The 12,867-nt window shown below is 54.0% G+C and carries 11 protein-coding genes; all 11 read right to left on the bottom strand.

Annotated features, from left to right (window positions below; translation table 11 throughout):
* Window positions 1-5 precede the first annotated feature (5 nt).
* The 11 genes from menF to nuoG all read right to left on the bottom strand — a co-directional run bounded on the left by menF (window position 6) and on the right by nuoG (window position 12,771).
* Window positions 6-1,343 carry an isochorismate synthase MenF gene (gene menF, locus RAHAQ2_RS06510; RefSeq protein ID WP_015696471.1) on the bottom strand — a complete coding sequence of 446 codons (1,338 nt, stop codon included), beginning with the start codon at window positions 1,341-1,343 and terminating at the stop codon, window positions 6-8.
* Window positions 1,344-1,573: 230 nt separating this feature from the next.
* Window positions 1,574-1,882, bottom strand: a complete 309-nt coding sequence (locus RAHAQ2_RS06505) for an ElaB/YgaM/YqjD family protein (RefSeq protein WP_015696470.1) — start codon at window positions 1,880-1,882, stop codon at window positions 1,574-1,576.
* A gap of 112 nt (window positions 1,883-1,994) precedes the next feature.
* Window positions 1,995-2,510, bottom strand: a complete 516-nt coding sequence (locus tag RAHAQ2_RS06500) for a DUF1097 domain-containing protein (RefSeq protein ID WP_015696469.1) — start codon at window positions 2,508-2,510, stop codon at window positions 1,995-1,997.
* Window positions 2,511-2,702: 192 nt separating this feature from the next.
* On the bottom strand, window positions 2,703-4,163 hold the full coding sequence (gene nuoN / locus RAHAQ2_RS06495; protein ID WP_015696468.1) for an NADH-quinone oxidoreductase subunit NuoN: 1,461 nt from the start codon (window positions 4,161-4,163) through the stop codon (window positions 2,703-2,705).
* 6 nt (window positions 4,164-4,169) lie between these two features.
* Window positions 4,170-5,699, bottom strand: a complete 1,530-nt coding sequence (gene nuoM, locus RAHAQ2_RS06490) for an NADH-quinone oxidoreductase subunit M (RefSeq protein ID WP_015696467.1) — start codon at window positions 5,697-5,699, stop codon at window positions 4,170-4,172.
* A gap of 98 nt (window positions 5,700-5,797) precedes the next feature.
* Window positions 5,798-7,645 (bottom strand): NADH-quinone oxidoreductase subunit L, encoded by a 1,848-nt coding sequence (nuoL, locus tag RAHAQ2_RS06485; RefSeq protein WP_015696466.1) that lies wholly within the window; start codon window positions 7,643-7,645, stop codon window positions 5,798-5,800.
* Window positions 7,642-7,944, bottom strand: a complete 303-nt coding sequence (gene nuoK, locus RAHAQ2_RS06480) for an NADH-quinone oxidoreductase subunit NuoK (protein ID WP_004936014.1) — start codon at window positions 7,942-7,944, stop codon at window positions 7,642-7,644. The genes nuoL and nuoK overlap by 4 nt, the downstream gene beginning before the upstream one ends.
* On the bottom strand, window positions 7,941-8,501 hold the full coding sequence (gene nuoJ, locus RAHAQ2_RS06475) for an NADH-quinone oxidoreductase subunit J (RefSeq protein WP_013574597.1): 561 nt from the start codon (window positions 8,499-8,501) through the stop codon (window positions 7,941-7,943). Before nuoJ ends, nuoK begins: the two co-directional genes overlap by 4 nt.
* Before the next feature lie 12 nt (window positions 8,502-8,513).
* On the bottom strand, window positions 8,514-9,056 hold the full coding sequence (gene nuoI / locus RAHAQ2_RS06470) for an NADH-quinone oxidoreductase subunit NuoI (protein ID WP_015696465.1): 543 nt from the start codon (window positions 9,054-9,056) through the stop codon (window positions 8,514-8,516).
* A 14-nt stretch (window positions 9,057-9,070) separates the two neighbouring features.
* On the bottom strand, window positions 9,071-10,048 hold the full coding sequence (gene nuoH / locus RAHAQ2_RS06465) for an NADH-quinone oxidoreductase subunit NuoH (protein WP_015696464.1): 978 nt from the start codon (window positions 10,046-10,048) through the stop codon (window positions 9,071-9,073).
* Complete coding sequence (gene nuoG / locus RAHAQ2_RS06460) at window positions 10,045-12,771, bottom strand: NADH-quinone oxidoreductase subunit NuoG (protein WP_015696463.1); 2,727 nt, start codon at window positions 12,769-12,771, stop codon at window positions 10,045-10,047. The genes nuoH and nuoG overlap by 4 nt, the downstream gene beginning before the upstream one ends.
* Window positions 12,772-12,867: the final 96 nt, after the last annotated feature.

The following is a 12,867-nucleotide window of genomic DNA, read 5'->3' as shown; positions in this document are numbered from 1 at the left end:
GGGGGTTATCCGGCCTGAACGGCAGGCGCGTAATGTTCTTCCAACAAAGTGCGCAAACCGGCGGCTTTGTTTTCGATTTCCTGCCATTCCTGTGCAGCGTCAGAACCGGCGACAATCCCCGCGCCCGCGTAGAGTTCAAGATGATGTCCTTTCACCGCAGCCGAACGCAGCGCGACAGTGAATTCACTTTGTTCAGCACTGAGATAACCGGCGGAACCGGCATACCATTCGCGGTCAAAAGGTTCAAATTCGGCGATGAATGCACGCGCTGCCTGACGGGGTAATCCGGCCACCGCTGCAGTCGGTTGCAGACGTTGCAGGCAACCGGCGTCATCAGGCTCGGTCAGTTCACCGTGAATATTGCGGCGTAAATGCTGCACTTTGCGCAGACGTAAAATCTCCGCTGGCGTCACATCCAGAGAGTGCGCCCCGCCCTGTAAACGCTGGCAGATGTCATCAACGACCAGTAAATTTTCGCGCTGGTTTTTGCCATCGCTGAGCAGCCAGTCACCCAGCGTCTGCGCTTCCTGGTCATCGGGATGATTGGCTACGGTTCCCGCCAGCGCTTCGGTATAGAGCTCGGTGTTATCGCGCAGGAACAGACGTTCCGGGCTGGAACCCAGAAATGCCTGGTGCGGGGTAAACGCCAGCATGAAGTGATAGCAGTGATGATTAACATTGCGGCTGGCGGCAAGAAATGCACAGGCATTCAGCGGCTGGCTGAGCGTTAAGGTTGTTTTGCGCGCCAGCACCACTTTGTCGAACTGATGCTGTTCAATACCCGAAAGCGCGCGGTCGATCAGCGGTTTCCACTGCGACTGGGCCGGTAAATGCTGATGTTGTAATACGCGGGAAGCAATTGGCGGCAAGGCACGACTGGCGACCAGTGAACGGAGGAATAAGCGGGTGCGGCGCGCTTCAGCACGTAAAGAATGCGGGCTGAAAATGGTACAGCGCAACCACCAGGTATTGCCCTGACGGCAAAGTTCGATGCGGGGAAGAAACAGTGCGTTATGGGTGGATGTGCCATCCTCTGCGCCGTTAAACGCATTCAATCCCCAGATATGTAAATCGGGAACATCAGGAAACTGTCGTATAAACGCCTGCGCCTGCGCAGTATTTCCAAAAGAATAAGCATCGCCACAGACCGCAGCCTCTTCATTTCCGTCACGTTGTTGCCAGTAAAATTTCGGGTAACAAGGCTGTGCCGCCAGCCATTCAAGCAGGCCAGTGTCAGGCTGTTTTTGCAGGGAATAACTGAACTGCCGGATCCCTGCGGTAGCAGGCCATTCGCCTGCCAGCCTCGTATCAAGCTGTTCAATGATTGCTGATATTTGTTTCACCGCTACCTCGGGCCATACCGGATGTTTAGTGACGGGCAGAAATACCCTTCTGGATCAAAAAACGGGTTGGATCAATTACGGATGAATTATGCGGCGATACGAAAAATGAAAATATGCGACAGATCAAGCTGAAGTGAGTGCCATTAGCTAAGAAGGAGTATAGGAGGGGAGAAAGGAGTAAGCAAACCAGGAGAAAAAGGAGCAGCACGTGCTGCCCCTGTACAGTCAGATTAACGGCGCAGAAGCAGGCCGACAACCAGACCTGCGGCAGCGCCAAAACCGACACCATGCCATGGATTTTCATGCACATAATAGTCTGTTCTTTCCGCTACCTGACGGGCTTTCTTGCAGTAAGAACGTCCAGCCGGGTCAATACGTGATTTGATATCTTTCAGCGCATTCTCTGCACGTGCTTTGACCTGAATGTATTTCTCATCCGCTTTGTCACCGGAGGATTTCAGTACTTCTTCCAGTGTTTCAGTCAGCATGCGTAAATCGTCATCCAACGAATTCTGCTGTGTCTCAAATTGATCAGCCATGGTTATCTCCTTATGATGTGTTCGTGTAAAAGCACAGACTGCCTTTAACCCTAGCGTATATCGGGAGTAATTGCCTGAATGATCCACCCTAAAGTGCCGAAAAATCGAGGTTTTAAGAACCTTCCGACCCTTTCGTTTCCGTAAAAACTGGTCCTTTCGTGGCGTCGCTTTGCTGTTTTTCGCGCTGTTTTGCCAGCCATAATCCGCTGTTTTTCATCGCGTAACCGAACACCAGCCCGACCAGCAAAGACACCACCACCTGACGCCAGTCACCTTGCGCGGCGAAGGTCGCACAGGCACCGATAAAAGTACCCGGCACAAAGGCCAGCCACTGCTGCCGTGCCTGAATACACATCAGAAACGCCACTATACCCGTCAGCAGATAACCAAGAATATTCCATTCCGGGCGCATTGCGCTGCCGGCGATGATCACGACCGCCCAGAATACCCCACTGAGGCAGGTCAGCGTGCTGATCAGCAATCCGCGTAATCCTCCCTGCGGGCATGCGAAATACGCAGTACACCCCAGAAAACCCGCCCAGCTTATCAGGCCAAAGCTAATCGCAACCCAGCCCCAGATACCGGAGAGGATGCCGGTGGTGATGGCGATCATCACTAAAACATTCATGGTGTAAACCTGTACGAATCGGAACAAGCGCGCAGTGTACGCATTGGCAGGAATAATGGAATGGGAGAGATCACAAAACCAATGTAATATTTTGTTGAACGTACATACAAATGTGATGCGAATCACAATTACTGAGCAATACGATGAAAAAAGCCGCTCATTTGAGCGGCTTCGTCATGACTTACAGTTTTCTTAAAGCAGCGGTTGCGCCATCTGTACCAGCGAAATCAGCGGTTGCGGGAAGATACCCAGCAACAGCACTAAAATCGCAGAAATCAGCACCACGACACCGCCTGCGGTCAGTGCCCAGTTGTTCGGGGTATCACGTACCAGCGTTTCCGGTGCACTCAGGTACAGGCTCACGGTGACGCGCAGATAGTAATAAAGACCAATCGCAGAACCGACAACCACAGCACCGGTCAGCCACCACAGATGCGCGGTCACACCGGTAGCAATCACGTAGAACTTACCGATAAAGCCAAGCGTCATCGGAATACCGGCCAGTGACAACATCATCACGGTCATTACCGCAGACAGGATTGGCTTATGCCAGAACAGGCCACGGTAAGAGAACAGTGATTCTGCGTCCGGGCCTTTGTACGGGCTGGACATCAGGCTGACCACACCGAAAGCGCCGAGGCTGCTGAACAGATAACCGGCCAGATACACACCAACGGTTTCCATCGACAACTGGTGCGTTTGTACCGCAATCAGTGCCACCAGCAGATAACCAAGGTGAGCGATGGAGGAATAACCGAGCAGACGTTTAATGTTGCTCTGGCTGATTGCCATCAGGTTACCTACCAGAATCGAACAGAAGGCAATGATGCTCAGCACGATGCGGATTGATTCACTGTCAGCCACAGGCGCATACAGGAACAAACGCATGACCACCGCAAAGATAGCGATCTTGCTGGCGGTTGCCAGGAAAGTCGAGACCGGTGCAGGTGCGCCCTGATACACGTCTGGCGTCCACAGGTGGAACGGAACCAGCGACAGTTTGAAGCCCAGGCCCACAATCATCATTCCGAGACCGGCCATCAGCAAAGGCTGATGCAGCATTACGCCATCGCCCAGATTTTTGCCCAAAGACGCGAACGACAAATCACCGGACTGTGCGTACAGCAGCGCCATACCAAACAGCAGGAAGGAAGACGCAGCAGCCGACAGCAGCATGTATTTGATAGCCGCTTCCAGCGAGCGTTTCTGGCGGTAGGCGTAACCAATCAGGCCGAACAATGGCAGGGAAATCAGTTCGATCCCGAGGAACATTGACGCCAGATGGTTAGAACATGCCAGCAGAATGCCGCCCATGGCCGCAATGAGAACTAACAGATAGAACTCTTCGCGGTTGTCCGGATAACCGGCCAGCCAGGGGTAAGCAAACGTGCTGGTGGCCAGACTCGCCAGCAATACCAGCCCGATGTAGAACATCGAGTAGCCGTCAACGCGCAGCAGCGGTGTGACGTCCTGCGGGCCGACCTGCCCGACATAGTAAAGGGAAAGTAAGGCAACGTTCAGCCCGATGACTGTCAGTGTGGCATTAAGAAAATGGTCGCGTCGCCACGCAATGGACAGCATCACCACCACCACCGTCAATCCGACGATCATCAGCGGTAATAGTGCGATCAGATTTTGAAGTGTAAATGTCATGGCGAGTTACGGCCTTGTCGTTGAAATAGTGGAAACTGAAGACCCGAACCAGTGCTGAATGTTAGTCATCGCTGCACTTGAAGTATCCAGAATGGGCTGCGGGTAGAAGCCCAGCGCCACCAGCAATACCACCAGTAACAGGATGATCGACAGTTCGCGTGAGGTCATGCCCGGCAGCGGTTCGTCAGATTTTGCTTTGCCGTAGTAAGCGCGCTGCATCATCACCAGTGAGTAAACCGAAGCGAACACCAGACCAAAGGTTGAGATGACAGTGATCACCGGCACAACCGGGTAGCTGCCGAACAGGATCTGGAATTCACCCACGAAGTTACCTGTACCCGGCATCCCTAAAGTGGCGACGGCGAAGAACAGCGACAACGCTGGCAGGTATTTAATCCGGCCCCACAATCCGCCCATCTGGCGCATATCACGGGTATGCAGACGTTCATACAACTGACCACAGATGATGAACATACCGGCTGCGGACAGACCGTGAGCAATCATCTGAATTACTGCGCCCTGGTACGCCAGCTGGCTGCCGGTGTAGATGGCAATCAACACGAAGCCCATGTGCGAAACGGAGGTGTATGCGATCAGACGTTTAATATCGGTCTGGCAGAACGCCATCCACGCACCATAGAAGATACCAATGACACCCAGCCACATGGCAATCGGTGCGAACTGATGAGACGCTTCCGGGAACAGCGGCAGACAGAAACGTAACATCCCGTAGGCCGCGGTTTTCAGCAAGATACCGGCTAAGTCAACGGAACCGGCTGTCGGTGCCTGACTGTGTGCATCCGGCAACCAGCCGTGCAATGGCACAACCGGCATTTTCACCGCAAACGCGATAAAGAAACCGAGCATCAGCAGATATTCAACACCGTGCGACATTGGCGTTTTCAGCAGGTCAGCGTAGTTGAATGTCCATACACCAGTGGCGTTGTAATGCACGAACACCAGGCCGAGGATGGCAATCAACATCACCAGACCGCTGGACTGCGTATAGATGAAGAATTTAGTCGCTGCGCTGATACGCGTTTTACCGTCTGACGCTTTGTGACCCCACAAGGCAATCAGGAAGTACATCGGCACCAGCATCATTTCCCAGAAGAAGAAGAACAGGAACATGTCGATGGCGAGGAACACGCCGATCACGCCGCCGAGGATCCACAGTAAGTTCAGGTGGAAGAAGCCCTGATACTTCTGGATTTCACGCCACGAACAGAGGATCGCCAGAACACCCAGCAGACCGGTCAACACCACCATCAGCAGGGACAAACCGTCCAGCGCCAGATGGAAGCTGATGCCAAAACGTGGGATCCACGGCAACGAAAACTCGGATTGCCACTGTGGAATACCCGCAGGCGTCGTTAATGAATATCCTCCCTGCAACCACAATTGCACGGAAAGAGCCAGCGTCAGCCCCATCGCAATCAACGCGATCCAGCGCGGTACTTTGCTCCCAAAGCGCTCAGTCTGCCAGCACAGCAGCCCGCCGATAAAGGGGATAAATATTAGCCAAGGTAATAGCATGGCGTGTCGTTCCCTTCTTTGTATGCCCGAAGGCTATTTCACTTGCCGGCCCGTTACGGGAACAGACCGGCATTGATAATTACACCTGTAATGCAGGCTTAAATCACCAGCAGCAGCGCCAGAACAACGACTGCACCGAGCCCCATTGACGCGACGTACCAACGTACCTGACCGTTTTCGCTGAGAGTCAGACCGCGGTTACCCAGACGGGCAAACAGCGCAGGCAGATTCATCATCGAGTTCAGCGGATCACGTTGCAGGAGTTTCGCGACCAACAGATAAGGTTTCACGAAAATCATGTCATACAGCCAGTCGAAGCCCCAGGCATGGAACCACCAGGTTGTGAAGAAACGTCCCGGTGCGCTTTTCGCAATACTGTTGACCAGCGAGCGTTTCCCCAGATACAGAGCCGCCGCCAGCAGAATGCCAGCAATTGCAATCACGCCTGATGTGATTTCCAGCGTCAGCACACTGCCATGCGCCAGCTCAGTGGTATCCGGCAGTACGCCTTTCAGTGGCGGAACAATCATCGCGCCAATGAAGGTGGACAGAACCAGTAACACCAGTAGCGGCAGGTGGTGAGTGATGCCTTTACCCGCATGCGCTTTGATTTTCTCTTCGCCATGGAAGACGATGAAGATCATGCGGAAGGTGTACAGCGAGGTCATAAACGCACCGACCAGACCCGCAACCATCAGATTCAGGTGGCCGTTAGCCAGCGCACCCGCAAGGATTTCGTCTTTACTGAAGAAGCCCGCAGTGATGATTGGCAAGGCGGACAGCGCCGCACCACCGACCAGGAAGCAGATATACACCAGTGGAATGGACTTACGTAATCCACCCATTTTGAAGATGTTCTGTTCGTGGTGGCAGGCCAAAATGACCGAACCGGAAGAAAGGAACAATAGTGCTTTGAAGAACGCGTGCGTCATCAGGTGGAAGATAGCGGCATCCCACGCCTGAACGCCCAGCGCCAGGAACATGTAACCAATCTGGCTCATGGTCGAGTACGCGAGAACACGTTTGATATCCGTTTGCACCAGCGCAGCAAAGCCCGCCAGAACCAACGTGACCGCACCGATAATGCCCACCAGATGCAGTATTTCCGGCGCCATCAGGAACAGGCCGTGAGTACGTGCAATCAGGTAAACACCGGCGGTGACCATGGTCGCGGCGTGGATCAGCGCGGAAACCGGCGTCGGACCGGCCATGGCATCTGCCAGCCAGGTCTGAAGCGGGAGCTGTGCAGATTTACCCACTGCGCCACCCAGTAACATCAGGGTCGCCCAGGTGATAGCCGTATCACCCACTGCCAGTTTTTGCGGTGCCAGAATCATCAGTTCACGGAAGTTCAGCGTACCCAGTTCGCGGTACAAGATGAACAGCGCGAAAGCCAGGAACACGTCACCGACACGGGTCACGATGAAGGCCTTCATCGCGGCCGCACCGTTGGCCGGATGGGTGTAGTAGAAACCGATCAACAGGTAGCTGCACAGGCCCACGCCTTCCCAGCCCAGGTACATCAGCAGCAGGTTGTCAGCCAGTACCAGAATCACCATGCTGGCGATAAACAGGTTGGTGTACGCGAAAAAGCGTGAATAGCCTTCTTCACCGCGCATGTACCAGGAAGCGAACATGTGGATGAAGAAACCGACACCGGTGACCACAGACAACATGGTCATCGATAAACCATCGAGCGTCAGCGTGACGGGAATGTTGAAATCCCCGACCTGCATCCAGTTCCACAGATGCTGGTTAAAGACTTCCACGCCCGCCGCTTTCTGGCTGAGGAAATTGATGCCCACGTAAATGGTGGTCACTGCTGCCAGACCAATAGAACCTACACCAAGGGTAGCGGAGGTATTTTCAGACCAGCGTCCGCGAGAAAAGGCCAGTAACAGGAAGCCAATCAGCGGGAACAGAATTGTTAAATAGAGTAAGTTCATCCGCGCATCTCACTGACAGTATCAATATTCAGAGTGTGGCGACGGCGATACAGTTGCAGCAGCAACGCCAGGCCAATACTGGCCTCTGCCGCAGCGAGGCTGATAGCCAGAATGTACATCACCTGTCCGTCCGCCTGACCCCAGTAGCTTCCCGCCACGATAAACGCCAGCGCTGCCGCGTTGATCATCACTTCGAGGCTGATCAGCATAAACAGCAGGTTACGACGAACCAGCAGCCCGGTAAGCCCCAACACAAAGAGGATCGCGGCCAGAATAAGACCATGTTGTAGAGGGATCATGCTCTCTCCTCCGTTTTTCTTTTTGTTGCCATTTCGGTCGTTACCGGTGCGTCACCAAAGACTTCACCCGGTTTGTGTTCACGTCCAATATGGAATGCCACGACCAGACCGGCCAGCAGCAACATCGATGCCAGTTCAACCGCCAGAACGTAAGGTCCGAACAGCGCGATACCGACGGCTTTCGCATCAACCATGTCACCTTTGATGCCGTGATCGTGCAACCCGAGGATTGACATGATCATCACCACCAGCAGGATTACCGACAGAACCGAAGGCCCGATCCAGGTGGCGGGTTTGAGCCATGCGCGTTCCTGCTCCTGGACGTTACCCAGGTTGAGCATCATCACTACAAAGACGAACAGCACCATAATGGCACCGGCGTATACGATGATCTCCAGGGCACCGGCGAAATACGCACCGAGCGAGAAGAAGACCGCAGCAATCGCCAGTAAAGAGACGATCAAATACAGCAGTGCATGTACCGGGTTGGTATGCGTGATCACACGCAATGTCGCCAACACGGCCACCAGGGCTGCAATATAAAATGCAAATTCCATGCTTGCGGCTCCTTAAGGCATCAGACCTTTGACGTTGATCGGTTTGGCTTCATTTTCAGCTTCGCCTTTCGACTTGCCGTCAATCGCCATACCGGCCATCCGGTAGAAATTGTATTCCGGATATTTACCCGGCCCTGAAATCAACAGATCTTCTTTTTCATACACCAGATCCTGGCGTTTGAATTCGCCCAGTTCAAAGTCCGGCGTCAGCTGAATGGCTGTTGTCGGGCAAGCTTCTTCACACAGACCGCAGAAAATGCAGCGTGAGAAGTTGATGCGGAAGAATTCCGGATACCAGCGGCCATCTTTCATTTCTGCTTTTTGCAAAGAAATACAGCCTACCGGACAAGCTACGGCACACAGGTTACAGGCAACGCAGCGCTCTTCACCATCCGGGTCGCGCGTCAGCACGATACGGCCACGATAACGCGGAGGTGGATTGACCGGAACTTCAGGGTACATCTGGGTTTCGCGCTTGGCGAAGGCGTGCATGCCTATCATCCACAAGCTGCGAACCTGGGTACCGAACCCGACCACTAATTCTTTCAATGTCATGGTTTCATCACCCCTTATTGCGCGTTGTACAAAATGACCGCAGCGGTCGCCAGCAGATTAAGCAAGGTCAATGGCAGGCAAACTTTCCAGCCAAATGACATCACCTGGTCATAGCGGGGACGCGGCAAAGCAGCACGGATCAAAATGAACATCACCATGAAGAAAGCAGTTTTCAGCGCAAACCAGATAAACGGCGGCAGGAACGGCCCCTGCCAGCCACCGAAGAACAAGGTGACGATCAGCGCAGAGACCGTCACGATACCGATGTATTCCCCCACGAAGAACAGACCGAATTTCATACCGGAATATTCAATATGGTAACCATCGGCCAGTTCCTGCTCGGCTTCCGGCTGGTCAAACGGATGACGGTGGCAAACAGCAACCCCGGCAATCGCAAAGGTCACGAAGCCAAAGAACTGCGGAATGATGTTCCACACATGCGCCTGAGAATTGACGATGTCTTGCAGATTGAAAGAACCCGCTTGTGCCACGACGCCCATCAGTGATAAACCGAGGAACACTTCGTAGCTGAGCGTCTGGGCAGAGGCACGCATCGCACCCAGCAGCGAGTATTTGTTGTTACTGGACCAGCCAGCGAACAACACCGCATAGACGGTCAGACCGGCCATCATCAGGAAGAACAAAATACCGATGTTCAGGTCTGCGGCGAACCAGGTCGGGCTGACCGGAACGATCGCAAAGGAGATCAACAGGGACGTAAACGCAATCATCGGTGCCAGCGTAAAGATGGCTTTGTCGGTGAAGTTAGGAACCCAGTCTTCCTTGAAGAACATCTTGATCATGTCAGCGACCAGTTGCAGAGAACCGCCCCAGCCGACACGGTTGGGTCCGTAACGGTTCTGGAACAGGCCCAGCAAGCGGCGCTCGCCGAAGCTCATGAAGGCCCCGCAGGTCACCACGACCAGCAAGATCACGACAGCTTTCAGAACGGCGATCAACGAATCAATCACGACAGGTGTAAACCAGCTCATTGTGCTGCCTCCCGCAGATTTTCAACCGTTGCGCCAACCAGCACCGGCGGAATCCCCGGCAAGCCCAGCGGCAGGCCAACCTGGCCCTGGCTCAATGTTTCACTCAGACGAACCGGCAATGTCAGTGTCTGACCGGCACAGGTGAATTCCACCTGAGAACCTGCGTTCACGCCTAACTGCGCGGCATCTGCCGGGTTAACCATCACGTAAGCTTCTGGCATACGTTGCTGGATAACCTTCGAGCGCTGTGTCATTTCTTCACTGCCGAACAGGTGATAGTAAGGCGCTACACGCCAGTTATCGCTCTGCGCCGTAAAGGCAGCCGGGATCTCAGTAAAGTATTCAAGATTTGCTTCGCCAGCTTCAAACAGACGCACACCCGGATCACCGAAACGCAAGCTGCCACCGACTTCGCCCTGGAATTTGTTCCAGGCTTGCGGGGAGTTCCAGCCCGGTGCCCAGGCAAATGGCACCTGATTACGGTTGGCCGTCGGACTGTTGTTCCCTTCCATTGAGAAGGCAAACATAGTGTCTTTATCTTGCGGCTGACGCGGTTCGTGCACACTGATATTCGCGCGTGCCGCAGTACGACCACTCGAACGGATTGGAGAACGCGCCAGTTTCTGACCACGAATACGGAATGTGGCATCCGGTGCAGCTTCAACAATACCGGTCAGTTGTGGCAACGCAGCAACACACGCCTGAATAACGTGATCCAACTGCGTCCAGTCAACATGACGACTGTTAATGGTGGAATGCAGCGAGTGCAGCCAGCGCCAGCTTTCCAGCATAGTCACAGTCGTGTCGTAGTAAGCAGGGTCGTAAACCTGGAAGAAGCGCTGAGCGCGGCCTTCCTGATTCACCAGCGTGCCGTCACTTTCTGCAAAACTTGCCGCAGGCAGGATCAGGCTGGCTTTGTCCATAATGCGCGTACGCTGATGGTCAACGACCAGCAGGTTCTGCACATTGTCTAACGCCGCATTCACTTTCGCTTCAGGTGCCTGACGGTAAAGGTCATTTTCCATCACAATCGCGCTGTCCGCATCACCGCGGGCCAGCAACTCAAGTGCGTCATCCAGCGAGCCGCCGCCAATCATCGAAAGACCGATGCTGTTGGCTGCAGAAGCCACGAAAGTAATGCCGACATCGCTGCCTGCCGCTTTCAATGCTTTGGCAATATTGGCGGCCGCTTCAATAATGGCATCGCTACCGGCATGGGTACCGGTAATGATCAGGGGCTTACGGGCACCGGTCAGCGCCTGCACGATCACATCGATCTTCTTATTCAGACCGTCAGCCAGATCGTTAACGGCTGGCGCAGAATTATCCAGCGCATGAGCGATCGCAAAGCCGAAACGCGCCTGCTCATCAACGGGGGCACGGTAATTGTAAGCGGCGATGTCATCGAGCTTGGTGTTATCCACGTTGGTGATAAACAACGGATGCTTGGCATGCTGACCGATATTCTGCACGGCCGCGATTTGCCAGTCGGCAACACGCTGAGCCGCTGCCATCGCGCGGGCTTTACCTTTCACGGCCTGACGTACAGACAATGCGATACGTGCACCGGTCTGCGTTAAATCTTCGCCCAGTACCAGAACGGCATCATAATCTTCGATTTCGCGCAGCGCCGGTGTACGCACACCACTGTTGCGCAGAATGTTCAGCATCAGTTGCAAACGCCCCTGCTCTGCCGCGTTGATACCGGTATAGAAGTTTTCGGCTCCGACCAGTTCACGCAGGGCAAAGTTGCTTTCCAGGCTGGCGCGAGGAGATCCGATACCGATGGTCTTCTTGGCCTGACGGATAATATCTGCCGCGCCCTGCATCGCCTGTTCAGCGTTAAGTTCGATCCAGTCGTTACCACGCAACTGCAAGGGTTTCTTCGGACGATCTTTCAGGTTCACGTAGCCGTATCCGAAACGACCGCGGTCACACAGGAAGTAATGGTTTACGGTACCGTTATAACGGTTTTCGATACGACGCAGTTCGCCGTAACGCTCACCCGGGCTGGTGTTACAGCCCACAGAACATTGCTGACAGATGCTTGGCGCAAACTGCATGTCCCATTTACGGTTATAGCGTTCGGAGTGTGTTTTATCGGTGAATACGCCGGTCGGACACACTTCTACCAGGTTACCGGAAAACTCGCTTTCCAGCGGGCCATCTTCCGGACGACCGAAATAGACGTTGTCGTGCGCGCCATAAACGCCCAGATCGGTGCCGTCCGCGTAATCCTTGTAGTAACGGACGCAACGGTAACAGGCGATACAGCGGTTCATTTCATGAGAAATGAATGGCCCGAGATCCTGGTTGTTATGGGTACGTTTGGTGAAACGGTAACGGCGCATACTGTGGCCAGTCATCACCGTCATATCCTGCAGGTGACAGTTACCGCCTTCCTCACACACCGGACAGTCGTGCGGGTGATTGGTCATCAGCCATTCCACGACACTTTCACGGAATTCTTTCGCTTCTCCGTCATCAATGGAAATGAAGGTGCCATCAGACGCAGGTGTCATACATGACATCACCAGACGACCGCGCGTGTCTTCCGCATTTTGGTATTGCTTAACCGCACATTGGCGGCAAGCGCCGACGCTTCCCAGCGCCGGATGCCAGCAAAAATAAGGAATATCGAGGCCGAGAGAGAGGCAAGCCTGTAACAGGTTGTCCGCTCCGTCTACATCGTATTCTTTGCCGTCTACATGAATCGTAGCCATAGTCAGCATGCTTCCACGTGGCCCACTAAGTGGGCGTTAATCAAAAATTCTTGCCGGGTTGGCGTTAAACAAACGACCACGCGTCTCTTGTTTTGA

Source organism: Rahnella aquatilis CIP 78.65 = ATCC 33071, from assembly GCF_000241955.1.
Classification (GTDB): Bacteria; Pseudomonadota; Gammaproteobacteria; order Enterobacterales; family Enterobacteriaceae; genus Rahnella; species Rahnella aquatilis.
Note: the sequence above shows the minus strand (reverse complement) of the source record. Positions and strands in the feature narration are given on the sequence as shown.